Source organism: Paenibacillus sp. 4624 (assembly GCF_050435065.1).
Classification (GTDB): Bacteria; Bacillota; Bacilli; order Paenibacillales; family Paenibacillaceae; genus Paenibacillus; species Paenibacillus amylolyticus_D.
This window is the reverse complement of record NZ_JBNDJR010000006.1, coordinates 141956-168121: the sequence shown is the minus strand read 5'-3', so window position 1 is coordinate 168121 and position 26166 is coordinate 141956. Positions and strand designations below refer to the sequence as shown.

Genomic DNA, 26166 nt, shown 5'->3' with positions numbered 1-26166 from the left:
ACGTATAGGCTTGCACCTATCCTGCATTTTCCAAAGAAGTAGAATCATTATAGATCATCTAATACATATCGTGTATAACAACGCCCATAAATGAGTAAAAGGTCATTGTGAACCTCCTAATCTAAACCTAATTTTTTTGATTTATTCATAGGACGTTGTTACCAGAATATTAATATCAATTTCATCTTTACACGTGCTATGTCAATCCTGCTTCTTCAACGACGCACTGGGCTTCACTCCACCCAAAGGGATGCCCAAATAAATAAGCAGAAAAATACAACGGGAGCCAGTGCTCCAGCGGTAATCCATATCCATAGCTTAGCCGGTCTAGCGTTGCTCCAATACTCCTTAATCCCATTCAAACGTCCATTGCGCCAGTTCGGGGACTTTAACTGATGAATCATTCGCTGCATCACTTGCTCCCGTTCTTTCCCCTGCGGCACGTCTTCCAATGCACAACGAAGTTCTTCATATAAACGTGCCTCTTCCTGACTTGTTTGTTCTATATGTGGATTACTCATCTTCTAACCTCCCCAAATCATGATTCCTATACCTACTCAACAAACGAATCCACCCTAAAGTTTGGTCCATTTCATAAAAAATATAAGTCGATGAGCAATAAGTTCAACATTAAAAAATAGAAAAAAGCCCAAGTGTTCCTGGGCTTGTTATATTGTTCTCAGGCCTATTAAAATTTTATCCAATCCAAGTTAATTCACATGTGGTTCTACCATCTCTTACGCGGATGATCTCCAAAATGATGGCCGTTAATATCACCCAGACTTTCTATGGTATCTTTATAGATCTTAATAAGGGACTGAACCTTGCGAAAGTCAGGATCTTCAGGCCCGATTCCCTCCATAAACATTCTCTGAATGATCTGTTGAAAAAAGTCCACTCTTGCCCCTAACTGTTGCTTCTCGATTTCAAGCACCTCTTCAAAACTATGATTCTCTATGTAATCCATTAACTCATCGTTCTGTGATGATCGATCATCCCACCGATGATCCCTCTCGAACTCTTCCGAATCATCTGATTGAAGATTAACCGTGGTCCGCAGACGCGATAATACGATTTTTTCTTTGGCAAGCATCACATGAAAATCCTTGTTTTGTAACAGATCCGAAACGACCAGACGACACATCTCCCGGTTCTCAATCAGAATGCCATCAAACGGATGCAGCTTCCATTCTCCATTGGAACAGAACAGATTAAAGTTAAAAAACTGACTACCATACTTGTATTGAATGTTAATTTTGGCCTCATCAATGATTTCGAAAGTAAACTCCAGCATGTTGGGCGGCTCCTTCTTCGACTTCCAAAGTTTACCTTCATCTTATCAAAGACTTCCCGGAAAATACAGCATATTAACGTTCATTTAATTCCGCGATGGACTCTGCCTTTTCACTGCTTGCTACGACGATCAGAACACCCAAGATACCGGCAATAATAAGAGATAACATGTCCTGCCCCCTTCACGATGAAGATGTACATGTTCACAGTGTATGCAATAAACTTCAATGTATGCCCAGTATCGTCCATATGAGATTGGAATAAACCTGTGCCAATTACGGACTTGAGAGTTTCTTCTCATCGATGCAACTACAGAACAGCAAAAAGAGACGCCACGGCGCCTCTCTTTTTACAAACTATGATAAATACATAAGCTAACTTACTAGCAGCCAAGCATCGAACTAATCCAAATAAGAGCTTAACGCGTTCGCATCCGGTTGATTTTTAGCCTGAATACTGCCCGCTTTGGGAGCCTCCAGACCTAACCGTTCACTCATGCCTGCATTGAGCGCAGTCATCTTCGCTGTATAATCATTGCAACTTTCAATAATACGGCGATTCGACTGCTCCGAAAGATCCAGAGCTGACATCAAATCTCCAATAGCCTGATTAACCGATTCCATCGACATCGCCGGTTTGGCTAACAGATCATTTGTCTTTTCGGTCGTGGTTCGCAGCAATCTTGCATTCTCCTTGAACTGCTCTTCAATCGTTTTATTCGTGGCTTCCACAGCCGAAATGACCTTCTCCTGATCATTCAAAGCCATTGCAATCATAGCCGATACCGTGATCAGATTAGCCGTTTTATCAATCGCGTTGTTCACGGAATCAATCAACTTATCATTGTTATCATTAATAATATCGGTAGCCGCAATGGCCTGATTATAGAGCATAATCATCTCGGTCATGGATTGTGTACGCGTAACGACCTTGCGCAAGCCACGTTCCAAGTGAGCCTTGCGGTTCTCATTTTCCGGCTTGGCAATCTCCGCCTCGAATAGTTCCTTCAACTGATTACCAAAAACAATTTTGGTTTGCAAGTTATAGATTTCCTGAATAGAAGAGCGTTTTAATTGACGCATGCTTACAATGCTCTCTTCCAGATTGTCCTTACCATCTCTCAAACCATTAATGATACTATCAATGTTGGTTCTGACAGACTGGTAGCGATAGACATAGTTTTTCAGTGGGCTTTTGCGCAGTAATCGTCCTACAAAACTAACATTTTTGCTCTGCTGTAAGCTTTCACACTCATCGCGTAGCTTCAAGATCATCGTCGACACTTCTGCCCGATTGCCAGACATCAGATCATTCACAGGCCGGTCCAGCATTTTTAGCGTTTGGCCGGCTTTTTCTTGCGTCTTGACACCCAGTTTGCCGATATCATCCATTAGCATATCCAGTTGAACAACATCCGTCTGCGATACTTTCTGGATTAATTGGCTTGCTTCCTGGTTAATTCGCTGCTGATCATCCTGCTTCAGTTGAATATATTCCGTTGCCATCCCTAAACCTCCTCCTATAATTCGGAGCTACTATACCTTTGATGAATAAGCTCTGCTTTATTCTGAAGCTCCATTAAATCCTTATGCTCAATCGTAGATACAATCTCTGAAACCTTGGAATCCACATCCTTCAAGCCATTTAACAACATCCGGCGATTGTTGCGCTTCGCTTCTCCACTCAAACGCAGGAAGGGATTAATAAATCCATTGAGATCTTTCAAAATCAATCTTCGCATCGTATGGTTAATATCACCATTGTTTAACTCTTTCAGCGCTGGAATGACTCGTTGCAATCTGGCAAACAAAGCTAATGACTTTTCCACAATTTCATTGTCCAGTTCATTTTTTTGCCCTTCGGAGATCACCATATCCTCCAGCACTTCAAGATACTCAATGACCGGCCCAAAAACAGGGTCCATATCCGTCTGTTTATGCTTTGAACTGTCTTCGGAAGCGCTAGTCATCTCTACTTGTCCAGTTGTTGGATGGATTCGCTGATTAGCCGAACGGTCAACTGTCCCCTGCTCACTGGATGCGCTATTCAACGCTGAAGGTTCAGGGTATCGATTTGAATCCAATGTCTTCACTACGGGCTCATGTGGCCTGGATGGAATCAAGGCACCAACCATTGTAGCCAAAGCCGGGATGGCCCAGGTTACAAAATCAGGGACAAAAAAGCTGCTTACAGCGGCAAGTCCATACCCGATCAGTGCACCTAATCCGATTTTTGTTTTGCGTAACATCTGTTTTCCTCCTGCCTGTAACAACACTATCGTATACAATGAACAAATGAAGACTACACTTGATCACTTCGCTGCGGTGTACCTGTCAAGATCATCTATATAATCGTATTGTAAAAAAATCAGTCAGAAGGTGTCAATGTTTGGCAACGGTTCTTTAATGATTCCTAACCTTCTGCTCATCCATAATGAGCGGCTGCTCTACATGACTTCCCAGTATGCCATACTGCGGATTTAGAGGCCCTACCTCATAACCTAAAGCCAGCTTTACAGCCAGATAAGGGAAGTTGATTCCTGAAAGACAAGACACATGTAGTCCTCCAGACATCCTTGGGTTAATCTCTAGCAGTTTGGGAGTTTCATTCTGATATTTCATCTGAATGTTGAAGTTATATGGAATGCGATAAGCGCTGGCCACCTCACTCGCGATGTTCAACAGGTCTGCATTTTGTTCAAGTTTTCTTAAACGCCCGCCTGCTTTGCGGCGAGGCACAGCTGCCAGCAGATTCCCTTCACTGTCAGCCAGACAATCGATACTGTACTCATATCCCTGAAGTCTCTCCATGACCATAAGATTCGGAAAAGATTCTACAGAGGAAAAGGCTCGAAATGCATCTTCAAATGATATGCGATTCTGCGTATGTCCAGACAGTTCTTCCAAGGGATTACGACTATTGTCAATCACCCTGAATCCCATACCGCCCTCACCGTTACAAGGCTTGAAACAAACTTCATGTCCTGCGTTAGTGAGTGCTTCATAAGCATGTTTGAATTGAGATGCATTGCTGACCGTAAAGTAATCGGGAATGCTCATAATTCCGAGTTCACGAACAGATTCATAGAAGTGATCCTTCTCCATCAACTTTTCCATTAATTCTATATCTCTGCAAACCAAGACCTTGGTCCCAACCTCCTCAAAGAGGTGTGTATTCCGGCTGATATCCAGCATGTGGAGACGCGGGATGAATAGATCAATCTGATGTCTGCGGCAAAAATCAACACAGAAATCAATATACTCTTTTCCTGTCACCTTCGGCTCCAGCTCTGCATGATCACATGCCTGAAGCGCCATGTTGTTCGGATCAGAATGTGTGCCATAAATTTCGAACTGCATCCCATCTTCGTTGTTTCGAATCATATTCATATAGTGATACGCCACCGAAAACCAGCGATTAAAATAAATACGAGTCTTGGTCATGAGACAACATCTCCTATCGCAGCGTGGTGTATAGAGCGAACATAGTTTAATATCTCGTCAGCGGCAAAAATACCGGAATGTTCGGTGAATTGGTAGTGAACTGTTTCAGGATTCCGCTGTTTCTCGCGGTATAACTCGCCATGCCGAGGCACAATAGCATAATCTGCAAAATCGAGCAGACAACGATCCAGTAAAGAATCACCGGACGCAACAACGGGTACATCGCCAATCTGATGGCGAATATGTTCTACCGCAGCTCGTTTATTCACCGCCGAAGGAACCAGATATAACTTGCGGCCTTGAATGGAAGCCTCCCAGCCCAGGGATTCCACACGTTTGATCTTCTCTGTAACTTCTTCTGCCGGCATGCGATCACGATGGATGACAAAAGCGAAAAACAACTCATCACATAGCCGCTCTCCTACAACCCAATCCTTGTTCAGTACATCGTCAAATATCTGGCGCACCTCGGCAGCCGTTGCTGAATGCTTTTGAAGCTTGGAACGAACATGCTCGTTCCAAGCGGGATCGACCTTGCCATTCATCAGAATGTTGCCACCATTGCTAGTAATCGCATAGGACGGAATAACCTCTTGCTGAAAGATCTGTATCCGCTGATACTGTACCACTGTCCGTGTCGTTACAGGAACGAACAGGATATCCTTGGGAAGTGTCATCAGTTGATTCAACGTCTCAGCTGACATAAAGGCAGATAACTCACCACGAATCCATTCTGCAGGAACCAATCCGGGCGCATCCTCGGCAACACCCATAGAACGGCGAGAATAGACCAGTGTCTGATCCAAATCACTTGCATAGATCATTCGCCGCCCCCCTTTACAGATCGGATAATGCCGCAGCATGAATAACTTAGCCCAGGGAACACCTCTACGGGAACTCCACGGTCATGAGCAAGCAGCATGATATGTTTCAGGTTAGGATTGTTCGGACGGTCGATCAGAATTTTCCAAGGCACACGGCGCAGCAGTACCCGTGTCGTCTCTCCAATCCCTGGCTTGATCAGATTTACATCTTGGATATCAAACGTCTGCTGAATGGATTGAATATCCTTCATCCCCTGCCACGTGACTTCTGGAGGATGGGCTAGTGCATCCTCTGCTTGAAGCGAGGCCTCCGTTTCAACTTTGGTAAAATATTCTGAAATCTTGTCTACATACATCGTCGACAGATCAGAAGAAGCCCATTCCTTGTACCATTTGGCTCCATGGAAGTCATTCGGTCCAATAAGGTCATCCCGCAGCACCGTTCGACTCATCAGCCCCGATACAGTCGAGTTCAGACAAGCACTTGGAATCAAATAATCTTCTCGGGTGCCGTAGGTATCTGAGCAATGACCAGGGTCAGCGAGTACGGCTAGATTGTCATCCAATCGAATACCATAACGTTGATCCAGGCTGTCACAGGCATCGACCAGCACCTTGCGAATGGCCCCTTTGCCTGTCCAGCCATCGATGAATTGGATCGGCATATCCAGCCCATGCTGTTGCCAGATATATAGAATGGCATTCTCATCTATTCCTTTTCCACGGATAATGGAAATGCTGTAATGAGGCATATCCACGTTATATTTCATGGAAATATAACGTTTGACCAAAATGCCAATCGGTGTTCCTGCACGAGCCAGCGAGACAAGAACGGTGTTCAATCCCCGCTTGCGCACAATAATCTCCGCTACCGTTGCGGCAGCTCTGGCTACTTTTTGAGCAGATTGTGCTAATGTCTCGTGAAACAACTCAATATATTCATCCGAAGGGTGATACTCCACAGGCAGCATCTCTGAATAATGCACGCCCGACTGAATAGCACGTTCACGCTCCCCGGTCTCTTTTTCTAACGAAATATTACTTAAATCCTTTAACAGAAATATAACATCGGACGGGTCATAACTCCCCATTGGCTCAGGAGGTTTAATTTGGTTCTTTAATATGCTTTCAATTGCAGGTAAGTTCATCGCTTGTCTTCTCAGCCTTCCTGTGCAGCACCGCAGTACACCACATGTATTTGCTTACATCCGAGTTGTAACAACACATCAAGCATAGGCCGCATACGTTCTTCTGGCATATGTCTTTCCATCAAAATAAAAATCTCATCATATTGCCCAGGCAATATATTGTAAATATAATTTCGAACAGCCGGATCTTCTGGAGAGGCATATCCTTCACCTGAAACAACAGCATATCCGGGGCGATTGACGGTATAGATTGGACTTCGAGTCGTAGACTGATAGAGAACACCATCCCCCATCTCAGCTGCAATTCGCATCGGGATATACATAAACTCACCCGTTCCCATGACAAGGGTTCGTTTTCCCTTCCTCTTCTCACGTAAAATGGATGCAATCCTTGAGATACCCGCACCCAATGTTGAATTAAATGCCGATGAAATGCCGAATCGACCTGTGTACTTCAGGTAAGGAAGTGGACAGCGATTCCCTTCCGAATCTGCGGATACTGCATCCCAAGACTCCATTTCGCCTGCTACAGAGATAGTACTTATCACAGATGAGGATTCAGAAACCTGCTTCTTTCCCGAGACCTCGATCGCCGGCTCACCCGTCACTTGAATTTTCCCTTTCAACAAAGAGAGAGGGGTGATGGTTATCCCGAGTTCATTTTCTAATGAAGCAAACCGTTGTTCATCAGCATCCGTACGCCAATCCAGTAAAGAAGCAATATAATATTGCCCACGCGGAAAATTACGCTGAATATCCCGAATAATGTTCAACGTGGTGTTGCCTGTTGTAATCTCATCATCCACAAGAACAAGTGGCCCACCCTCTGCAAGCGAGCTGGAATCCAGTGCATAACAGCGATGAGACATCGCATGGGAATGCTCTTCCTCAAACTGAATATCCGGTTCAATCTCGGGAAGGTATTCTCTCGTAGAATGAATGTACGTTGCACGGTCCGCAAATAGCTCGTACATGCTGTGTCCCAGCGCTGTAGCTGTTTCGGCAAAACCAACGAAGCGAATATCTTCAGGCAGACTCATCTGCACACCCAACAGATATTCATAAGCTTCACGGGCCCGCTCTGGATCAATCAGTCCACGGACCATTTGCTGCTTCCACTCTATAGTACGCTTGTCTTGTCCATGCGTTACATGCTCATACAATAGAACGGCCAGAGCAGCACCACTTAAAAGTGAAGTATACGGATTAACGGCAATATGCTTGCCGAGCAGCTTACTGACAAAGAGAAATGATCTCTTTTTATTCAGGCGTGCCGCCATGGAGAACAGATTTTCCAATGGAATTGCGAGCGGATTATGTGTAGACTCGATCATGACCTCGAACTGATCAAGAATAGGAAACGTAAGTCTGTTCGTGTTTGGGCAGGAGCCCGACAAAATGCTGCTGTTCATGTAACACCCCATATATTTGTGATCGGATCAAGATTCGTTTAGCCCAACTTAAATGCGGTTTAATTTCGTTCATTTTATTGGTATACGTGCTTTTAAAAACCCCCAGGCTTCCATCATTTCGAGCGACAATCCCCTGTGCGTCCATGAATTCCTCATGCGTAACCACATACATCGCCTGAACAGGCTTGATCTGCGTCGGATGAATGATCGTTTTACCTACAATACCGTTCTCCTTATCCATCATCACTTCACGCATGAGTCCGTCCATGGAATTCGTAATATATTTCATTCTGAGATTTCGGCCTGTCTTGCCAAGAGATTCCTCAAATGGCGTCTGCCTTAATTGGGGTTTAAATACACGTTCACGCTGGCTAAAATACTCCCAGACCGGCCCGGATATTACATATCCCTGTTCTGCACGACCGAATAAATTAACAATGTCCGCTATGCAGTCACGTATCGTTGCAATGTCGTATATTGTAAGTTCCGGGCTTCTCCTTAGACCGAACAGGCTTGAGAAATCTGTAGCTCCGATTCGGATGTTCAATATATACGGTGCATACTCATCCACAATCTGTTTCAGATCCATTAATGTCTGCCAACGTGTCTCGCGGTAGATCACTTCTGCCGTTTCCAAAATGGGCATTGCATATAAGAGTGGATGTGAGCGTTCTTTCTGCTGATTATATTGGTGAACAAGCTGCAAATAAGCACGTCCATTCTCACAGCTAAACTTCGGCAATACAACACCAGTTAATAAAGAGATTTTTTCTCCCAGCATTTCTATCAAGCGTTCCAGCTGTTCGGGTGATCTCATCCGGACAAATAATAAAGGCATGTGATTGGAGCACAAAATCCCTGTGTCCATATACTCTGCAATAAGTCCAAGTTGCTGAGACAGACACTGTTCCGCAAATTCGACTTGCTCGTCGCCTACCGCATCTTCCAGATCGATAACGATGGTTGTAAGCCCTTCATGTTTACGTTGTAAAATATCGTCTGCTATATGCGGACGTGTGGCCGGCATGTATAAAGCAGCCCCAACAGCGTATGCCAGTATTTCTTTGGAGGTTCGATGACTAAACGATACGGGCGAAGAGAAAAATAAAGCTTCTTCTTCCTCTGCATTCAAAAAACTAAAATATTTCAGGTTATTCTCCTCCTTGCACTTCTGACTAGAAGTCAGTCTGCATCAATAAAATGAATGCTGTCGGGGTATAAAAACCAATCCCTCCAAGATGCGGAGGGATTGATAATAGGTGTGGTGATTTTTAAAACTAGGCCTGGCCTTGATTTTCCTTTTTCTTTCTAGCGGAACTCATCAACATCGCTCCAACAAATACAACAATCAGTAACGAGAAGAAGAGTACGTTAGGGATATGGAAGCCAAAAGCACTCAACATCATTTTTACGGAAATGATGGCAATAAGGATAAATGCCGCTTTTTCCAATTCAGGAAACTTGTCAATGAGTTTGAGGAACACTTGGGCAACTCCCCGCATCATGAGTACCCCGATAATTCCTCCGAGGAACAACACCCAAATCTGCTCACTGATACCAAACGCAGCAATAACACTATCGATACTGAAGGCAATGTCCATCAGTTCGACCATAAGTACGGTTTTCCAGAACGAGTATTGCTTTCCTTCCTGATTCTCCTCTTCCTGAGGCTTGAATAGTCCTTTGTAAGCAATATAGAGAAGGTACAACGCTCCGAGTACCTTGACCAAGGTAATCTTGACAAGGAATGTTCCAAGCCCTATGGCAATAAACCTGAAAATATACGCACCTAAAATACCATAGAACAAAGCGCGCTTCTGTTGCTCCTTCGGCAGGTGCTTAACCATAACAGCAAGTACCAGCGCATTATCTGCGGACAAAAGCCCTTCAAGCAAGATCAAACTGCCGATGATTCCCCAACTTACAGGGTCAGAGAGTGTGGCTACGATCTCGGTCCAAGAGAAAAAATGACCATAATTCTCACTAATACTTCTAAAGAAATCACTAAACATGAACAGAGAGCCTCCGCTAACTCAAATTGTTATTTACTGCCGGCAGTCCAGCGCATACCCCATCCATGGGCTTCATCCAGAGCGCGGTGTCCATTATAGAACTGAACAATCCTCTCAATACTGAATGTTTCATCGTTCACGTTGCTGAACATAGCGATTCCGCACATACCTAAGGAACTTCCATGTTCATTCATACGCACGATAATATCCGGGCCGTCCTTCTGATTAATGGTGACAACGCCGTCCGCTTGCGACCAATTCGTAACCCCTTCATAAATGTAGGTGAATACAAGAAGTCGTTTAATTTCGGAAATACGTGCACCATTTATACGCAGATTCTCTCCCGTTTTCACTGAACCTGTCCGGTCATCCCCATCCAGAGCAATGTAAGGATACCGATTCAAAGAACCAAACGATTCACCTAACGCCTGGATCACTCCTTTACTGCCATCCTTCATTTCGAAAAGGCAGCCTAAATCCAGATCCACGCTTTTGTTTCGCCCGAACAATCCCTTGCTCGTCTGTTGATTCCAGTTCAGATTAATTAGAATCTCACCAAGTCCACCTGCATTTTTCTTCAGGTTGATGGTATCGCCCTTCTTCTTCAGCTCAATCTTGCTCAGGTTCAACTCAATCTTGGGTTGAGGTGGTGGAGCAGGTGGGGCTGGAGGTTTCGGTGCAGGTGGCTGAGGCACTGGAGGGACGGGCTGTGAAGAGGAAGTGTCGTTCTCCACACTCACGCCAAAGTTACTGCATAGTGCACCCAGTCCACCAGAAAAACCAGCACCTACAGCGTTGAATTTCCATTCTCCGTTATGTCGGTATAACTCGCCGATAACAATCGCCGTTTCCACAGTAAAACCACTGGCTAAATCATACCGTAACGCTTCCTGTCCGCTATTCGCATGACCAAAACGAATATAGGTGTTCTGAACCTGGCTGAAACTCTGGTTTTTAGACTCACCTTCATAGATCGTCAGACTGAATGCAATTTTTTCAATACGCGCAGGAATTTGGCTCAGATCAAGTTCAAACTGCTTTTTATCCGTTTGTTGCGGTGTATCTTTGTAGGTAATAAATCCGCCTGTTGGCTGGTTATAAAAGATAAAATCTTCATCGCCCGATACCTTTCCGCTAGCACCGAGTAAAAATGCAGATGTGTCTAGCTCAAGCGCAGGAGAAGAATTCCAGCCAATGCCCACCGTAAGCCGGGTAAGCCCGGGATTCGTTTTAGTGAGGTCTGTTTTTTGCCCTTTGACGACGGTTACAGCCATAACAGATTCTCCTATCCTTATCTTATTTCGCGTCTAGTCCATAATTCTGGCATAACGCGGCGAGTCCGCCAGCAAAACCACTGCCGATCGCTTGGAACTTCCAGTCTGCACCCGAACGATAAAATTCACAGAAAACAACAGCCGTCTCGGTGGAGAAGTCTTCGCCCAGGTCGTAACGTAAAACCTCGCGATCACTGGAGGCATCCACAACACGAACAAAAGCGTTGGATACCTGACCAAAATTTTGTGCACGTGCTTCATAATCATAGATCGTTACTGTAATACCAATTCTGGTGATGTTTGCAGGGATCTTGCTGAAATCTACGATAATCTGCTCATCATCACCCTCTCCCTCACCCGTACGGTTATCTCCAGTGTGAGTCAAAGATCCTGCGCCGCCTGTTGGATTGTTATAAAAGACAAAATCGTCTGTTCCTTTGGCTTTGCCGTCCTCATGAAGCAGGAAAGCTGACGCATCCAAGTCGAAATCGACTCCGCCACTGTATTTGTTGGTATCCCATCCCAGGCCCACGACAACTTTAGTCAAACCAGGGTTTGTTTTCGTAAGATCAATTCGCTGTCCTTTAGCCAAGCTAATCGTCATCTGTTCTTCCACCCTTCTTTTCAAAATAAGATTTTCATGTAATGAAAAGGAAAACCGTCAGATCGACGGCTTTCCTGTCTTACTATACATTCACAGCTTGATTAACAATTCTATTGCAAGCCATAATCCCGAGTCAGTCCAACCAGACCGTCTTGGTAACCACTGCCGATTGCGCTGAATTTCCACTCACCGCTATGACGGTACAACTCTCCAACGACAACACCTGTCTCAATAGAGAAATCTTCGCCCAAGTCAAAACGGATCAATTCTTCGGAATTTGCTTCGTTTACAATACGCACGTAAGCGCGTGATACTTGTCCAAAGTTCTGGCTGCGTTCTTGAGCTTCATAGATCGTAATGGTAAACGCGATTTTCTCAACGTTAGCCGGAACGTTAGGCAGGTCGATTTTAATTTGCTCATCATCGCCGTCGCCTTCCCCAGTGCGGTTGTCACCTGTATGCACGACAGAACCGTTCTCATTTTGCGGATTATTGAAGAAAATAAAGTTTTTCTCCCCGTCCACTTTACCGTCAGCGTTAGCGCAGAATACGGAGACATCGAGGTCAAAATCTTTGCCGCCGTCATATTTGTTTGTATCCCAGCCCAAACCTACAGTAATTTTAGCCAGTCCCGGGTTCGTTTTTGTTAAATCAATCTTTTGACCTTTAGACAAATTAATAGCCATTCAAGATTCATCTCCGCTCACTATAATATTTTAGAAGCTAAATTCATTTCAGATAATCCTTATATTTACGTATAACGACGAGCAAGCTCATCGATATGTACAGCATGAGCGCCTTCACCAATAGCTGAGAATTTCCATTCGCCACCATGTCGGTACAGTTCTCCACAGATGAGAGCCGTCATACCCGCATAGCTATCGGAGAGGTTAAAACGCACCAATTCTTGCGAACTGCCGCCATCCAGGATACGAATATAAGCACGTTCAATCATTCCAAAATCCTGTTTACGATTAACACAATCATATATGTTCACGACGATCAGAATTTTATGAACATCAGCAGGTACGATGGAGAGGTTAATTTTGATTTGCTCATCGTCCCCTTCACCTTCGCCCGTCAAATTATCTCCGGAATGAACGACGGATCTACATAAACTCTGTTTGTTATGAAAACAAACCAGATTCGTTTCTTTTGTTAACTTTCCATTTTCATCTAATAGCAAAGCTGAAGCGTCACAGTCGATATTGGCCTGTTTTTTTCTTCCGAAAAACCCCTTCGAGGCTACAGGGTCCCAACCCAAACCGGTGATCACCTGGGTTAATCCAGCTTTACCTTTGGTTAAATCGATTTTCTGTCCCTTTACCAAGTTAATACCGGCCACTAATATTCACCTCCTTTCAGCTTATCTATCACACGGACATTACAGACTAAACTCACCCGGGTTCAGGCCCAGAACGGTACAAATTTCCGTCACTACTCTACGCTCTTGATCATCAAAGTTACCATCAGCAGCACCAATAGCACTGCATACTCCTACAATGACACGCCCCACTTCAGGTTTGGACTTGAACTTGGCAATCGCCTTCAAAGCTTCCTGCTTCCCGATCTCAGGGGAAAATTCGAAATTATTCACATAATGATTGAATCTTTCAATTACCGTTGTCATATCAAAAACCTTCAATTCCTGGCTCAGGTTAATGTACCCTGCCATCTTGTTCTTCTCTGAGGCATCAACGGAGCCATCTGCAAATGCAACCAGTGCACAGCCAGCTACTACAGCATCCATGAAATCTTTGTTTTTGAATCGCTTAACTTGATCTTCTAACCCCTGTTTCGTTGAATTCAACCAATTCTTAAAAGAACTCATATGTACCCTCCATTAAATTCATAATTAATGTATTTATTTCGGTCAATATACTGTAAAATTCCAGTATATTGTTTACAACCTAAATGTCAGAAATGAACAGTTAAATTCTTCCTCAACTATACTCTTTTCCGTGCCAATTTTCTACAATAAAAAACAAAAACCAATCTTTTATACCACTTCATACTTTTTTCTAATATAATTCGTACTTTTTTCATTTTATCTACATTTTATTACAATATTCGACACTGTAATTCGACAATAAATGCATATATGAACGACACTTCTTGAAGAAAACAAGAATCATATGATCTCCAAAATTTGAAAATTTCTAATAAATGACATAAATTTGTACTATAGAAAATCTTTAAATTAATCACGAACGGAGGAATATATGAAATCAAAATCAAACTACTCCAAGCTGTTCGGTGCCTTTTCCCTTGCTTTTCTAGGAGATGGATTAACTCTCACTGCCGTACCCTGGCTTGTCTCCACCCTAACAACGGATACATTATATGCATCCATTACGATGACTGCCCTGCGGTTGCCATGGCTGATTTTCAGCCTGCCGGTTGGCGTACTCATCGACCGATATTCACGCAAACATATGCTGGTTGGAGCCAGCTTTACCCGGATGATATTTCTATTGTTCCTAACGATATGTATCTGGGGAGGCTGGATCAGCATCCCCCTGCTTGCCTTGTTTATGTTTGGGATTGGTCTAAGCCGCGTTGTCTTTGACAGCACCGTGCAGACGATTATTCCTCAGGTTGTGGAGGAGAAAAAGCTGGAAAAAGCCAACGGCCAATTTACTGCCGGGCAACTGATCACCAGTGATATTCTCGGCGTGGCGCTGGGCGGTTTTATTATTACGATGCATATCGTTTACCCATTTGCTATCGACACGGTAACCGCTGTACTCTCGCTATTACTTATCATGGGTTTACGCGGCAGCTTCCATCCCGCGGAATCAAACGCATCCGAGGTTCAGGAATCATCAGCCGAAACTACCAAACAAACGACTCAGGATGAATCGGAAGAGGAAACTCGCCCGTTGAAAAATTGGAAACGCGAGATGTGGTCCGGCATTCGGTATGTGTTTCAAGACCGTTTTCTTCGCGGCCTGGCCATCTTGTCGGTAACGATTACGTTAATGTTCTCGATGATTCTGGTGACTCAAATTTTCTTTGTACGTGAAGTATTACGGTTGGAAGCGTATGCCTTCGGTATTCTGATTTCCATTGCGACCATCGGCAGTATTCTGGGCAGTCAGGCTGTGGCTTATATGCGGAAACGGTGGAGTTCCAAGCAGCTCATTCTGCTTTCCATCCTGTCGATGGGTCTGCTCTATGGGGCTGTTGGCCTGACGTCCAATTCGTATGTGGTCGGTGGCCTGTACTTTTGCGCAGCCTTTTTCATTGTTGTCTATAACGTGGTGCGTTCGTCGATCCTGCAGCGCTCCGTTCCAAACGAACTGCTCGGACGTGTAGGCAGTGTATTCCGTTTCCTGTCCTTTGGTATCAGTGCAATCGGCACCTTGCTGGGCGGATTACTCGTTCGTGTGAGCGAAACCTTTTTCGACCGTGTGTTCTCGCTGCAATTGCCTTATCTGTTACTTAGTGTGGTTTACATCCTTGCTTGCTTCCTGTTTGCTTCCAAAATGCGCAATGTAGCTGAGCAGTAAACAGCAGCAATCGTCAGTATAAACATATCGTTGATCCGAATCCTTCCAAAACAATGACAATCTCAACGTTGTTGCATGAGACTATTCGTGGACCTCGATCTTAAAACAAAAAGCGGACTCAGGAAGGAATATCCTACCCGAGTCCGCTTTTGAATTTATTCTGTCTTTTTATAGCTATAGTCAAGCCTGATTAATTCAGTTCTGCATTCAAGCAGATCGAACCGTGCTGACGCACATTAACGACAATAACTGGCGTATCCAGCATACCGCGCATCCAGTTCATATACTCTTCTGCCTTCTCATTTGGCACAATCGCCAGAATAACACCTGCAAATCCACCGCCATGTACACGACATGCGCCATCGCCAAGGTTGCTCAGATAGTTCTCGGTCAAGGCAAGCGCAACGGAGATTTCTTGTTCACGGGAAGCCCCGCCTTGATACACGTTCTGCAGCCATTTCCATGAGGAGTTACCCGATGCGGTGATCAGTGACAAGAAATCAGCAAAACGCCCTTCGCGCAAAGCGGAAACCTGTCCATCGACGCGTTTATTCTCAGCCAGGAAGTGCAATGCACGCAATACCGCACGGTCTCCGGCTGCTTCACGAATCGCAGGCAATTTTGCATAAATATCTTCTTCTGAAATCTCACGAACATACTCGGCGCCAAGTGCTTTCGCAACAGCTTTCATCTCGTTAGGCACAGAAGCATAATCTTCTGTCAGGTCGGCATGGTTGCCACCTGTATTTACGATGACCAGGGAATATCCGTTTTCTTGGAAATTCCACTCCACAGGCTCAATCACAGGTTCAGCCGGATTCGCAAAATCGATGGAGATCAGACCGCCATATGCACAGGCCATCTGATCCAGCAGGCCGGACGGTTTGTTCCAGTAATGATTTTCGGCATATTGTCCGATTTTAGCCAGCGTCACGACATCCAGCTTGCCATCGTTATAGAAATGGTTCAGGATCGTGCAGATCAACATTTCGAAGGATGCAGAAGAACTTACACCTGAAGCCGCAAATACGTTACTGGAGATATCCGCTTTGAATCCGCCGATGTTGAAACCAAGCTCCACAAAGCCCGCAGCCATACCACGAATCAATCCGGTTGTACCGTCATCTTCTGCGTTAGGCTTCAAGTCTGCAAGGTTGATGACATACTTTTTGTCATATCCCTCAGAGTAGAACGTAATCACGTTGTCGCCTGTCGGCACAGCCACGGCAATCGTATCCAGCGTAATACTTCCCGCGAGCACTTTACCATGGTTATGATCCGTATGATTACCGCCGATCTCACTGCGGCCCGGGGAACTGAACAAGTGCATATGCTCCTGCTCGCCAAAGTGCTCCCGGAACGAAGCGTCCAGCTTCTCGTAACGGGCACCCTGCTCCTCTACATGCTGTGGTCCGTACATTTGCGCAAGCAAAGCCTGTCCCTGTTTTGATTGAATGAGTTCTGTTACCTGTGTGGTCATCTCTATTCCTCCCATTTCATATGCAAGCGGCATGTAACCGCTATCCCTTATGTCGTCTAAAATCCTTCATCGGATTAGCCATCCCCATTATCTCAGCTTCTGAGCCGAAAAGGTAGGGCAGAATTGAAATTTTGGAAGCGTTTTTTGAAACATGTGTCCATTTGGGAAAATGCGTAATCCCTAGCTTGAATGAGATTATGGAATATGAATCTTAATGGTGTATTTTCTTCCATATTTTCGTTGAAAAGCTGAGGTAATATACATGCTGATTACAGTATTTTACGTTAGTAATATACGGGCTAAGATGCTTTAGTCTGTTTGGTTGTGTTATAAGGTGCGGTGGAATCTGCCTGATAAAAAGAAAAAAACCTTCAAGACTCTTATTCCATAAGGGAAGGAAGTCTTCAAAGGTTTGGATTTGGATGGATCGGGTTTCAATGAACATGTCGCATACGTCAACCCATACTGTAGCTAAACACATCGATTGTCATTCGCTTAACCTTATTGAATGCTCGACATTTGCGCCGAGATGGACACGTTCCCCTCTTTTACAACCACCTCGTTGAAGAAAGGTTCAAAGAATGAAGCAGGCACATAGGTTACGCCTTTTCTGGATTGAACGGGTACAGGCAACTCTACATCCTGAGTCAGATTGATGACTTTCAACTTGCCCGTAAACTTGGCTTGTTTGCTTCCCTCTTTCACGATAACGGATTGGATGCGGTCTTCCACACGAATGGCTTTATCCGCTGCGATCCAGCTCACCTCATACCCCAGAGATTCTGCCGTCGCACGCAAAGGCACCAAGACGGTTCCTTTATTCTCGAAAGGCATCAGTCCCGTTTTACTCGTCTGTATCTCTTTGCCGTTCACGGTTAAGGTGTAGGCGAGTGTGGACGCCGCTGCACTGGCTTTGTTTGCTGAAGCATACAGTGCTCCGGCTACGGTGACAACGCATAGTGCGGTAGCAAACAGTATCCATTTTTTCATAGCATGTCATCCCTTCTGTTTCTGTTTCGATTGTCAACCTCTCTATTGTGGTAAACGTTATCAATACAGGTTTAGTTTCATAGAAAAAATATAATATTTTGCAGATTTATGTATGTATTCTATAAACGAATAATTATAGTAGAATAATGATTATAGAAATATTTAGCTCTAGTTTTATTATTACCCATTTATAAACATTCGAGCAATCATTTCGAAGAGGTAGTACTGAAATTCAAAAATAACTCTTTATGAAGTAATGTATGATACTAAACGTAGTTTCCACTAATTCCTTTTAACATTAGGGGTATGTGTCCGTTTCACCTATGTTTATCTAATCTACTGGAAGGTGATCTTATTGAAACAGATCCTTTTTATGCTATTTTTACTTATTAGTACTCAGCTTGTTTCCTGCACAACCATAAATCAAGATTCTGATGAACATTACACTCAAATAGATATCCAGGAGCCGCATCAACCTAATTATGGCGATTCACCATATAAAGATAAGATGGTCGCTGCTGCCATCAACTATTTGGAGAAATTTTTAATTGATATGAAAAGTGGTGAACAAGCAAAGGATTGGGATCATGTGCAAGGATATTTGGTGAATTTCCATGAATATGACGATACAGCGAATGCCTGGTTTATTAAAAGTAATGGCGAAGCCGTTTACGTACCATTTTTGTTTATTGAGAACAGTGGAACGATAACTGTGGATGGGATCACAGGGTATAGTGTAAAGAAGATGATGGACAAGGCCCCAGATGATCCGGATCGAGTGATGTTCGAACGCCAGATTCATGATGCGGTCAAAATAAAAGCGAATTTGTCTAATAAATGGGAGACACCCCCATCTTAGTTTTTAATCAATAAACATTTTACATTCATCACGAGTTACTCATCGTAATTTCTGAAACAAACTAATCTTAGATGTTGTGAACTGTAACACCTCCTTTCCGGGGTGTTTTTTCTTTTATTCAAACGAGTGGGCGCCTAAAGTTATTCTCTATATGTTCTTTTTTATCCTACCTGTCACATTTTGTATCTCTCATTCCGTCATACTATATGTTAGGGGGGAATTACTTGGAAGAACCAATTCAACAGATTATCACAGATGTGTTGCAAGGGAATAAAGAGAAGTACGCCCAGATCGTCATCCGCTGTGAGAAATTTATTTTCAATTATTGTTACCACATGCTGGGGGATTACGGCGAAGCAGAGGACTGTAGTCAGGAAGTATTCCTGAAGGCCTATCGCGGACTGCACACGTATCAACCCGACCGTCCTTTCGAAGCATGGCTGTATCGGATTGCCTACAACCACTCCATTGATGTGCTTCGCAAGCGCAAGGTTACGAGGCTACTGCCTTTCCTGTACAAAAATGACCGAGATAACAATCATGTCGACCAAGCGATCGATCACAAATATTACAATCCCGATGTCTTACATGCTCTCGCTGTACTGTCCGCAGAGGAACGCAGCTTGCTGATCCTGCACTGTGTCGAGGATAAGAGTTACCAGGATATCAGTCTTATTTTGAATCAGAATGCCGCCTATTTACGGAAAAAATTTCAGAGAGCGGCTGAAAAGTTCAGAAAAAACTATGTCAGATACGAGGAGGAAATGCCAATTGAGTCACAACGATCCCGATCACGATCTAAAAACACTATTTCAAAAAGTTGAACCTTCCGGTACCACCTTGCAAGATCGGATCATGAGCCAAATTAATAAAGAATCCGTACCGAAAGAACGTTTCATCGTGAAACATCGCATTGGCATCCTACTCGTTGTCGGCCTGTTGCTCACAGCTTCCACCGGATTTGCGGCGATGAACTATCAGTCGTTATTCACCGACAATGGGGATGTGCTTTTGGAAGAAAAACCACTATCTGCTGATCCTGTACCCCATCCATCGGAACAAGAGCAGAAACGCATGGAACGTATGAACGAAATCTGGATGAATGAGATCAAACCCGGTGAAGCCGCAATGATCTACGTGGTACCGAATAATCCTGAGCACATCGTGGATATCCGAGCGAATCCGCTTATCGTTGAGAATTTTGAGAAATTAAACCAGATGCTTCATGTCCCAGGCATGCCGCTATCCCAAGAGCTTACGGGTGCTTCACGTAAATATGCTTTCCAGAAGGCTAGTGTGCGTATGGAGTACAAACAGGATTTGTATGAGCTTTCCGATGAAAAAAGAGAAGCCCTGGTTCAAGAGCTGCGCCTTCAAGCTCAAACTTCTGGCCAGGATCATGCGCTAATGCCTGTGCCTGTAACCGATCAATTCTGGCTTACTTCCTTGACCTACGTTAGCGGACAGAATGAAATCTCGCTAAGTATTATGAATAACAAGGATAACGAACCACTGATCGCTTCATATGATGAGGATCTCAACACCACCAGTCGCAAAATAAAAATTCACGGGCAAGATGTGATTGCGCGAACATACGGCGGTGACTTCACAGAATTAATGTGGGTCTATCAGGATCCTGAAACCAAGTATGCATACCACTATACGCTTGGTGTGCGAGAAGGTGTGGTTCCACTGGAAGAGTTAATCCACATTGCGGAGAGGCTTATACCAGCATCTGACCAATAGATTTTCCGAATCCCAATAGGAAAAAATAAGGGCTTATCCACTTCAACAGAATGAAGTAAGATAAACCTTCTTTGTTTAAAGTAATGTAGTGCCTATCCTCTTTCCAAATACGTATGTGCGACAATGAGTATATTCCAATCAATGAGGACGTGAGTATTTTTAAAGTGGGAACTAATGAGTAGCTTATACATTCACAAAATCTTAAGATCATCTCTGAATTATAACTTGTAGAGGAATCTACATATTAAAATGATGGAATGAATACAGCGGCCTTAATCGGCTTCTGTATTCATTCCATCCCTCTTTACTGCTCTATAGTAAGTCTCACTATCTTCTACTGTAATATAATCGTTTGTCTCTACATTTTTTACTTTAAATAATTTTGTCCCTTTTTTATACTTGTTAGAGAACAGATTTGGTAATTTATCGCTCTCATTTGTAGAGTGTTTTTTAATTGTTCCAATCTCGATTTCCACATCAGTTGTAGGAACAGTGTCAGTTGTCACCTTGTAAACCCCATTCTTCCAAGTTACGACATCAAATGCCCAACTTTGAAGTTCATTATGCCCTGAGTTTGAGCATGCCACAAGTAACAGCATAGAAGTCAGAATCAATACAAAAGTCCTTCTCATAAAAAATCCTCCCACTACAAAATAATGTTATCTCATAATCCTGAAAATTATCATTATGCCAGAAGGATAGTCGAAAAATTGGAGGAAGCACCTCCAAATTCCTGTTACCTAAAAGGAGTTCGGGTTTACATAACACCAATCAGACAGATTAGAAGTTTTCAAAGCTTTATCGAGATCAGAAAATGTATACACCCAATCTTCCTCTATCCAAACTATCATCTGTGGGTATCTGGTAAGAAAATGATACAGAAAGGTCAGCGTGACCTCTTCATTTTGATAAACCTCATCAATAATAAGTGTGTTAAAGTATACCTGCCCATCCTCTCTCCATTCCAACTCTCTGTATTGATGTAGAGCAGGTTCATCGTACACGTCGACTCTGATCGTATTATTTACCTTGCCATGGTCTGACTCTTCTTGGTTTGAAAGTGAAATGCCTAAGGCACAATGTTTCATGTTCTGTTCTGAATCTACATCTTGAATTCCATCAATTAAGTGCAGGTTTGATTCCAGACAGACTTGTCGTATATCTTCCACCAAACGATCTATGGGTATATCGCTGTTCTCTTCTACCAATACAAAAGCGGATGCCATTATTTCAGTACCTCCAAACAAAACAGCCCATTACTCCTCTATTAAAAGTGAAATGGGCTTCTTATAATAATATTTATTTGTTAAACACGATATTCTCCTGTTCACTTTCAAAAACTTTATTCTCATATATCTGCCAGCACAAATGATAGTCTCCATCATGATCATCTATCAAAAAATATCCTGTTATGTCCTGAATGTTAGCCATCTCAGAAAGCTGCTTTTTCATAAAATCAAGGTGATACTCTCTGATATCTGCCCCATAAAAAACATAGGCTGTCCAATTCATTTGCCTATCCGGGAATGTCCAGCCCGACTGGTACAGTGCCAATTTATCTTCATCTAGTAAACCTTGATTAGAACTCGCTGTGAAGTCATCCCTTATCTTTTTCACTTCGTTAACTGTATTCTCATCACACTCCAGCCAACCTCTAACTGATACATACTTTCCCATGTCCAAAACTCCTTTGGCCAGTAAAAATGCATTAAAAATCATTGCGTCCAGAATGACTCTAGTTAAGTTTACGGTGCATGGACTGAAATTCCGTGTTGTTAGATCAATCTCTCAATATCTCCATCCATTTGAATATTTCATCTTTTAAGGATTCATCACATTGTTTAAGAGCATCTTCTAACAAGTTTTCAAAGATTTCTTTACGGCTTCCCTTTGTCAGCCACTTATCTAATTCAATATCCTTTAACCCTGGTGGCAACTCTTCAAAATCACTCCACCACTCCTCTATTGCATGCAATAACCACTCGATTTCGTCAGGAAATTTCGTGGCATTATGATCTACAATTTGAAAAACACACTGAATGACTGCACCTAATTGAGCATCTTGTATATAACGTGTTCGCTGATTATAACGAATTGCACTTTGTGACAAAAGAATCTCTCCCTACTCACTAATTGGGTATGGTAGGTGGATAGAGTTGTTTATGCTCCAGCTCAAACCATTGCTCAATATGTTTGCATAATAGAGGAATATCTTGAATCGCCAGTTCACAGATGTCCTTATACGATGCTTGAAGCACGTCCCGCAGCTCCATATTTACCCGATATGTCTCGGCTTGTTTCGCATAGTATACATCAGCAGGTTCAACAACATAATTTTGATGTCTGGTTACAGGCCTTACATGAATTATCCATTTCAAGTTACCTTTGAACTCCTCAATACATGGCTCTAATTGTTCATAAACCTGATCGGCATTGTGAAATCTGAAATAAAAACCAGCAGGACGCTCATACATCCGATTCGGTTTGTACATCTCTGTCCTACTCCATGCGTAAGATCCTAATTTGGCCAATGTATAAGCCATAAGTTCCTCTGGTAATAACTCATCTTTGTTTTTTAGATAGATACTTTTTGCCACACTTCCCACCAACCTCTAGCAGATTCACACTTCCCTATATTCACTTGCCATTTATGTTATGAAGCAAAGTAATTACTCACAATTTTTGTTAGTTCATCATTTCCAAGCTCAATATTGGTCAAGTAGCCTATTAAAAATGCATGGATATGTTCTTCTTTGAATAAACTCAAATACTCGAATGCAGTTATCAACAAATCATTCTCTGAATAGGTATGCTCTACCAGCCTTGTTTTGGCGAATTGAATTACTTCGTATATGAACGTGTCACACTTCGCGCGTATTAGCATATTTAAAACAAAGTAAATCCCATCTTCGTTGTTACTCTCCAGAATATCTTTAATTTCGAACGCTTCTAATTCTGCGAGATAAAATCTGGCCTTAACTTGTCTAAAAGCGCGTAGAGCCCTTGGGTCATCATTATAAAACTCTTCCCAAAATGTGATATAAGCGAACTCTCCGGGAACTCTGGCAGATGATTGATTAGACTTGTTTAAGATCGTCCATTCACCATATAGTTTATCTGAAACTACATCAAATAAAGCAGCATCATACGGAACAACCTGCTTCGCATCATTTTCAATTCTATAGTACGTATTTCCTGAAGCCGTAGATTCTATTTCATATACGATATAGCTTTGATCCAATGATAAATTGGTTTGTAATGTTACTGTATCTTTAAGCTGCACTCTCATGATCTCACTCCAATCCGTTATTCTTCTATGGATTGAATCGCGTACTCGATATCTTGCTTCATATCCAGGTCGGGATATTTCTTTTGCAGCTCTAACAGACAATGTATGAATGCTTGACTCTGAAATTCGGCAGACAAATCCTCAAATATCTCACATAACCAATACAATTCCGTTTCCTTACTTTGCTCTAAAAATGCTATCGCACTTTCCTCATTGCTCTTTAGCAAATTCACCAAGTCATGCCATATATTCTTCATTTGGTGTTTACCTTTAGGAAAATTGACTACACTTTTTAACATAGAGAGGTGAATACCATGAACGAGGATAGAGAAGTTTTAAAATTGGTCGGAGCCAGAATTCGTGCACTACGCAAAGAAAGAGGGTATTCACAAGAATCCCTCGGAGAAAAAGGCGGATTTCATTTTTCATACATAGGTCAGATTGAACGTGGTGAAAAGAACGTTTCTTTGGTCAACTTGGCAAAGATTGCTGAGTCACTGGATGTTAATTTGATTCAATTATTTGCGTATGTGGAGGAAGAATTTGAAGTAACCGAAACTGAAACATTGATTAATGAACTTGTGGATATACTTAGAAGTGCAAATCCAGTTAGTATACGTTTGATAATAAATGTAACAAAACAAATACTATTGGATAATAAGTAGTAACGATGTTTGCAAACTTGATAAGTTTGTTTATAGATGACTTCTTAAATGAATGTCATCTTTTTTTACTTTATTTTAAATAATCCAAATAATTACCAACCACACAATTGCTCTTCTTTTGGAATTTTACAATAAAATTACCTCTTTTCTTTTTGATAGAATATATTATACTAGAACATATATTCCCACCTGGACATTTTATTTTTTTTAGGGCATAATATAAATTAGATATAACAAGGCGGTGATTTTTTGAAACCTTATGCAATTGATCTTTTCTGTGGAGCAGGCGGAATGAGTGAAGGTATCCTGCAGGCAGGGTTCCACATTCTTTATTCAAGTGACATAAACGAAGATGTAGAAAGAACTTATAGAAATCGTCATGAACAACTTGGTCTTTATCAGGGCGTAAACACTTTTTTTAATAGATCAGATATTAGAGAACTACCTTCGGCTGAAATAAAAGCGGCTATAAGTAGTCTGAACATATTAAAAGGAAAGGCTTTCCCAAAAATTGACGCTATTTTCGGTGGGCCACCTTGCCAAGGATTCAGTAGAGCTGGCCAAAGAAAAAAGGATGATCCAAGAAATGTGTTATTTAAGGAATATCTACGGATTATAAATGATATTAGACCTAACTATGTAGTTATGGAAAATGTAGAAGGCTTTAATGATACTAAGCTTGATGGTTTTATAGGAGTAAAAGGGAGAATTTATGAAGATAATATGCTAGTTCCAGATATCCTCAAAAGTGAGTTTACAGAGATTGGTTACAACACTCTACCTCCCAAAGTACTGGATGCATCCGATTTTGGTGTGCCTCAAAGACGTAAACGCGTTATTTTCATTGCACATTTAGACTCTGTTGCTCCACCGATATATCCTGAACCTACAAGTCAATTACCCGAAAGTAAAATTACAGTTCAAGATGCGATTGGAGACTTAATACAGGGGATAGTTATAAAGCAACAGGAAATTTCTAGTTATCAATTAGAATCAAGATATGGTAGAACCAAAACACTTAAAGGTGAAACTATAGCTCCAACAAACAAAGTTTATAACCATGAGTTCTCAAGACATGATTCGATCGTTACCGAACGCTTTTCTCTTTATAGAGAAGGAGAAAGTTCTACTAATCTCACTAAAAGAATATTAAATGAGGGCATTGATCTTGAACTTTATCCAAATCTCTTGAATGAGTGTCATAAAAAAATACCTGAACTGTCGAAACAAGAAATTCGAAATAAATTCCTTAGTGGGAATGTTGATATTCATTTAATTAAAGCTTTATTGACTAAGAAGAGTAATCGATTTAGGTTAGCCAGATTTAGTGTAGCACCAACTATGGTTACTTTACCTGATGACTACTTAACTCCATTTGAAAATAGAATACCAACTGTAAGAGAAATGGCTAGAATTCAATCATTTGATGATAGCTTTCAATTCCTTGGAAAACGAACCACAGGAGGACCTCGTAGGAAAGTAGAGGTGCCACAATATTCTCAAGTTGGTAATGCTGTCCCCCCCTTATTGGCCAAAGCAATAGCTATTGAAATAAAGAAAGCTATCTTAGCTAATGAAAAAGTACAATTGATCATATGATCAATTGTACTTTTCT

At 42.4% G+C, this 26166-nt stretch carries 30 protein-coding genes; 6 read left to right on the top strand and 24 right to left on the bottom strand.

Annotated features, from left to right (window positions below):
- Window positions 1–233: 233 nt before the first annotated feature.
- From ABIE27_RS15600 to ABIE27_RS15530, 15 genes are all read right to left on the bottom strand, one after another.
- On the bottom strand, window positions 234–521 hold the full coding sequence (locus ABIE27_RS15600) for a hypothetical protein (RefSeq protein WP_123063019.1): 288 nt from the start codon (window positions 519–521) through the stop codon (window positions 234–236).
- Between the two features lie 206 nt (window positions 522–727).
- The gene (locus ABIE27_RS15595; RefSeq protein WP_429350909.1) at window positions 728–1294 is read right to left on the bottom strand and encodes a hypothetical protein; all 567 of its coding nucleotides are present in this window, start codon (window positions 1292–1294) and stop codon (window positions 728–730) included.
- Window positions 1295–1694: 400 nt separating this feature from the next.
- Window positions 1695–2798 (bottom strand): toxic anion resistance protein, encoded by a 1104-nt coding sequence (locus ABIE27_RS15590; RefSeq protein WP_123063017.1) that lies wholly within the window; start codon window positions 2796–2798, stop codon window positions 1695–1697.
- Between the two features lie 14 nt (window positions 2799–2812).
- Entirely contained in the window at window positions 2813–3541 is a 729-nt protein-coding gene (locus ABIE27_RS15585) for a hypothetical protein (RefSeq protein WP_123063016.1), read from the bottom strand.
- Between the two features lie 154 nt (window positions 3542–3695).
- Window positions 3696–4736: an ATP-grasp domain-containing protein gene (locus ABIE27_RS15580; RefSeq protein ID WP_429350908.1), complete on the bottom strand. Its 1041-nt coding sequence runs from the start codon at window positions 4734–4736 to the stop codon at window positions 3696–3698.
- Window positions 4733–5560 carry an HAD family hydrolase gene (locus ABIE27_RS15575; protein ID WP_429350907.1) on the bottom strand — a complete coding sequence of 276 codons (828 nt, stop codon included), beginning with the start codon at window positions 5558–5560 and terminating at the stop codon, window positions 4733–4735. Before ABIE27_RS15575 ends, ABIE27_RS15580 begins: the two co-directional genes overlap by 4 nt.
- Complete coding sequence (locus ABIE27_RS15570; RefSeq protein WP_123063013.1) at window positions 5557–6708, bottom strand: cysteine protease StiP family protein; 1152 nt, start codon at window positions 6706–6708, stop codon at window positions 5557–5559. Before ABIE27_RS15570 ends, ABIE27_RS15575 begins: the two co-directional genes overlap by 4 nt.
- Before the next feature lie 11 nt (window positions 6709–6719).
- Entirely contained in the window at window positions 6720–8120 is a 1401-nt protein-coding gene (locus ABIE27_RS15565) for a phosphoribosyltransferase family protein (protein ID WP_123063012.1), read from the bottom strand.
- The gene (locus ABIE27_RS15560; protein ID WP_123063011.1) at window positions 8056–9252 is read right to left on the bottom strand and encodes an HpcH/HpaI aldolase/citrate lyase family protein; all 1197 of its coding nucleotides are present in this window, start codon (window positions 9250–9252) and stop codon (window positions 8056–8058) included. The genes ABIE27_RS15565 and ABIE27_RS15560 overlap by 65 nt, the downstream gene beginning before the upstream one ends.
- Window positions 9253–9397: 145 nt before the next feature.
- Window positions 9398–10132, bottom strand: a complete 735-nt coding sequence (locus ABIE27_RS15555; RefSeq protein WP_123063010.1) for a TerC family protein — start codon at window positions 10130–10132, stop codon at window positions 9398–9400.
- A 29-nt stretch (window positions 10133–10161) separates the two neighbouring features.
- Entirely contained in the window at window positions 10162–11406 is a 1245-nt protein-coding gene (locus tag ABIE27_RS15550; RefSeq protein WP_429350906.1) for a TerD family protein, read from the bottom strand.
- A 22-nt stretch (window positions 11407–11428) separates the two neighbouring features.
- On the bottom strand, window positions 11429–12010 hold the full coding sequence (locus ABIE27_RS15545) for a TerD family protein (protein ID WP_123063008.1): 582 nt from the start codon (window positions 12008–12010) through the stop codon (window positions 11429–11431).
- Between the two features lie 110 nt (window positions 12011–12120).
- The gene (locus tag ABIE27_RS15540) at window positions 12121–12696 is read right to left on the bottom strand and encodes a TerD family protein (protein ID WP_123063007.1); all 576 of its coding nucleotides are present in this window, start codon (window positions 12694–12696) and stop codon (window positions 12121–12123) included.
- A 65-nt stretch (window positions 12697–12761) separates the two neighbouring features.
- Window positions 12762–13355 (bottom strand): TerD family protein, encoded by a 594-nt coding sequence (locus ABIE27_RS15535; RefSeq protein ID WP_123063006.1) that lies wholly within the window; start codon window positions 13353–13355, stop codon window positions 12762–12764.
- 39 nt (window positions 13356–13394) lie between these two features.
- A complete protein-coding gene (locus ABIE27_RS15530; protein ID WP_123063005.1) occupies window positions 13395–13841 on the bottom strand; it encodes a tellurite resistance TerB family protein in 447 nt (148 codons plus the stop codon).
- Window positions 13842–14232: 391 nt separating this feature from the next.
- On the opposite strand from ABIE27_RS15530, the gene ABIE27_RS15525 reads away from it, so the two are divergent.
- The gene (locus ABIE27_RS15525; protein ID WP_429350905.1) at window positions 14233–15522 is read left to right on the top strand and encodes an MFS transporter; all 1290 of its coding nucleotides are present in this window, start codon (window positions 14233–14235) and stop codon (window positions 15520–15522) included.
- 190 nt (window positions 15523–15712) lie between these two features.
- On the opposite strand, the gene ABIE27_RS15520 is transcribed toward ABIE27_RS15525, so the two are convergent.
- Complete coding sequence (locus ABIE27_RS15520; protein ID WP_123063003.1) at window positions 15713–17002, bottom strand: galactokinase; 1290 nt, start codon at window positions 17000–17002, stop codon at window positions 15713–15715.
- Window positions 17003–17503: 501 nt separating this feature from the next.
- A complete protein-coding gene (locus ABIE27_RS15515; RefSeq protein ID WP_429350904.1) occupies window positions 17504–17992 on the bottom strand; it encodes a copper amine oxidase N-terminal domain-containing protein in 489 nt (162 codons plus the stop codon).
- Window positions 17993–18347: 355 nt separating this feature from the next.
- On the opposite strand from ABIE27_RS15515, the gene ABIE27_RS15510 reads away from it, so the two are divergent.
- The 3 genes from ABIE27_RS15510 to ABIE27_RS15500 all read left to right on the top strand — a co-directional run bounded on the left by ABIE27_RS15510 (window position 18348) and on the right by ABIE27_RS15500 (window position 20597).
- The gene (locus ABIE27_RS15510; RefSeq protein WP_429350903.1) at window positions 18348–18851 is read left to right on the top strand and encodes a hypothetical protein; all 504 of its coding nucleotides are present in this window, start codon (window positions 18348–18350) and stop codon (window positions 18849–18851) included.
- Window positions 18852–19075: 224 nt separating this feature from the next.
- Entirely contained in the window at window positions 19076–19675 is a 600-nt protein-coding gene (locus ABIE27_RS15505; RefSeq protein WP_429350902.1) for an RNA polymerase sigma factor, read from the top strand.
- Window positions 19623–20597: a DUF4367 domain-containing protein gene (locus ABIE27_RS15500; RefSeq protein ID WP_429350901.1), complete on the top strand. Its 975-nt coding sequence runs from the start codon at window positions 19623–19625 to the stop codon at window positions 20595–20597. Before ABIE27_RS15505 ends, ABIE27_RS15500 begins: the two co-directional genes overlap by 53 nt.
- A gap of 272 nt (window positions 20598–20869) precedes the next feature.
- Here the strand turns inward: ABIE27_RS15500 and ABIE27_RS15495 are convergent, their stop codons facing one another.
- The 7 genes from ABIE27_RS15495 to ABIE27_RS15465 all read right to left on the bottom strand — a co-directional run bounded on the left by ABIE27_RS15495 (window position 20870) and on the right by ABIE27_RS15465 (window position 24143).
- Window positions 20870–21229, bottom strand: coding sequence for a hypothetical protein (locus tag ABIE27_RS15495; RefSeq protein ID WP_429350900.1), 360 nt, complete (start codon window positions 21227–21229; stop codon window positions 20870–20872).
- Between the two features lie 108 nt (window positions 21230–21337).
- Window positions 21338–21823, bottom strand: coding sequence for a hypothetical protein (locus ABIE27_RS15490; protein WP_429350899.1), 486 nt, complete (start codon window positions 21821–21823; stop codon window positions 21338–21340).
- Window positions 21824–21896: 73 nt separating this feature from the next.
- Complete coding sequence (locus ABIE27_RS15485; RefSeq protein WP_123062995.1) at window positions 21897–22274, bottom strand: hypothetical protein; 378 nt, start codon at window positions 22272–22274, stop codon at window positions 21897–21899.
- A gap of 103 nt (window positions 22275–22377) precedes the next feature.
- Window positions 22378–22707 (bottom strand): hypothetical protein, encoded by a 330-nt coding sequence (locus ABIE27_RS15480; protein ID WP_429350898.1) that lies wholly within the window; start codon window positions 22705–22707, stop codon window positions 22378–22380.
- Between the two features lie 19 nt (window positions 22708–22726).
- Window positions 22727–23194 carry a hypothetical protein gene (locus tag ABIE27_RS15475; protein WP_429350897.1) on the bottom strand — a complete coding sequence of 156 codons (468 nt, stop codon included), beginning with the start codon at window positions 23192–23194 and terminating at the stop codon, window positions 22727–22729.
- 56 nt (window positions 23195–23250) lie between these two features.
- Window positions 23251–23886, bottom strand: coding sequence for a hypothetical protein (locus tag ABIE27_RS15470; RefSeq protein ID WP_429350896.1), 636 nt, complete (start codon window positions 23884–23886; stop codon window positions 23251–23253).
- A gap of 17 nt (window positions 23887–23903) precedes the next feature.
- The gene (locus tag ABIE27_RS15465; protein WP_429350895.1) at window positions 23904–24143 is read right to left on the bottom strand and encodes a hypothetical protein; all 240 of its coding nucleotides are present in this window, start codon (window positions 24141–24143) and stop codon (window positions 23904–23906) included.
- A gap of 57 nt (window positions 24144–24200) precedes the next feature.
- Here ABIE27_RS15465 and ABIE27_RS15460 point away from each other — a divergent pair, with 57 nt between their 5' ends.
- On the top strand, window positions 24201–24551 hold the full coding sequence (locus tag ABIE27_RS15460) for a helix-turn-helix domain-containing protein (protein WP_429350894.1): 351 nt from the start codon (window positions 24201–24203) through the stop codon (window positions 24549–24551).
- A gap of 291 nt (window positions 24552–24842) precedes the next feature.
- Window positions 24843–26150, top strand: coding sequence for a DNA cytosine methyltransferase (locus ABIE27_RS15455; protein WP_429350893.1), 1308 nt, complete (start codon window positions 24843–24845; stop codon window positions 26148–26150).
- Window positions 26151–26166: the final 16 nt, after the last annotated feature.

Bases quoted from the DNA above. Each gene is read 5' to 3' on its own strand.
- ABIE27_RS15595 (WP_429350909.1), bottom strand. From the start codon at position 1,294: ATGCTGGAGTTTACTTTCGAAATCATTGATGAGGCCAAAATTAACATT.
- ABIE27_RS15585 (WP_123063016.1), bottom strand. From the start codon at position 3,541: ATGTTACGCAAAACAAAAATCGGATTAGGTGCACTGATCGGGTATGGA.
- ABIE27_RS15460 (WP_429350894.1), top strand. From the start codon at position 24,201: ATGAACGAGGATAGAGAAGTTTTAAAATTGGTCGGAGCCAGAATTCGT.
- ABIE27_RS15540 (WP_123063007.1), bottom strand. From the start codon at position 12,696: ATGGCTATTAATTTGTCTAAAGGTCAAAAGATTGATTTAACAAAAACG.
- ABIE27_RS15580 (WP_429350908.1), bottom strand. From the start codon at position 4,736: ATGACCAAGACTCGTATTTATTTTAATCGCTGGTTTTCGGTGGCGTAT.
- ABIE27_RS15600 (WP_123063019.1), bottom strand. From the start codon at position 521: ATGAGTAATCCACATATAGAACAAACAAGTCAGGAAGAGGCACGTTTA.
- ABIE27_RS15570 (WP_123063013.1), bottom strand. From the start codon at position 6,708: ATGAACTTACCTGCAATTGAAAGCATATTAAAGAACCAAATTAAACCT.
- ABIE27_RS15550 (WP_429350906.1), bottom strand. From the start codon at position 11,406: ATGGCTGTAACCGTCGTCAAAGGGCAAAAAACAGACCTCACTAAAACG.
- ABIE27_RS15455 (WP_429350893.1), top strand. From the start codon at position 24,843: ATGAGTGAAGGTATCCTGCAGGCAGGGTTCCACATTCTTTATTCAAGT.
- ABIE27_RS15470 (WP_429350896.1), bottom strand. From the start codon at position 23,886: ATGAGAGTGCAGCTTAAAGATACAGTAACATTACAAACCAATTTATCA.
- ABIE27_RS15530 (WP_123063005.1), bottom strand. From the start codon at position 13,841: ATGAGTTCTTTTAAGAATTGGTTGAATTCAACGAAACAGGGGTTAGAA.
- ABIE27_RS15575 (WP_429350907.1), bottom strand. From the start codon at position 5,560: ATGATCTATGCAAGTGATTTGGATCAGACACTGGTCTATTCTCGCCGT.
- ABIE27_RS15515 (WP_429350904.1), bottom strand. From the start codon at position 17,992: ATGAAAAAATGGATACTGTTTGCTACCGCACTATGCGTTGTCACCGTA.
- ABIE27_RS15495 (WP_429350900.1), bottom strand. From the start codon at position 21,229: ATGAGAAGGACTTTTGTATTGATTCTGACTTCTATGCTGTTACTTGTG.
- ABIE27_RS15545 (WP_123063008.1), bottom strand. From the start codon at position 12,010: ATGACGATTAGCTTGGCTAAAGGACAGCGAATTGATCTTACGAAAACA.
- ABIE27_RS15590 (WP_123063017.1), bottom strand. From the start codon at position 2,798: ATGGCAACGGAATATATTCAACTGAAGCAGGATGATCAGCAGCGAATT.
- ABIE27_RS15465 (WP_429350895.1), bottom strand. From the start codon at position 24,143: ATGAAGAATATATGGCATGACTTGGTGAATTTGCTAAAGAGCAATGAG.
- ABIE27_RS15485 (WP_123062995.1), bottom strand. From the start codon at position 22,274: ATGGGAAAGTATGTATCAGTTAGAGGTTGGCTGGAGTGTGATGAGAAT.
- ABIE27_RS15525 (WP_429350905.1), top strand. From the start codon at position 14,233: ATGAAATCAAAATCAAACTACTCCAAGCTGTTCGGTGCCTTTTCCCTT.
- ABIE27_RS15520 (WP_123063003.1), bottom strand. From the start codon at position 17,002: ATGACCACACAGGTAACAGAACTCATTCAATCAAAACAGGGACAGGCT.
- ABIE27_RS15555 (WP_123063010.1), bottom strand. From the start codon at position 10,132: ATGTTTAGTGATTTCTTTAGAAGTATTAGTGAGAATTATGGTCATTTT.
- ABIE27_RS15565 (WP_123063012.1), bottom strand. From the start codon at position 8,120: ATGAACAGCAGCATTTTGTCGGGCTCCTGCCCAAACACGAACAGACTT.
- ABIE27_RS15490 (WP_429350899.1), bottom strand. From the start codon at position 21,823: ATGGCATCCGCTTTTGTATTGGTAGAAGAGAACAGCGATATACCCATA.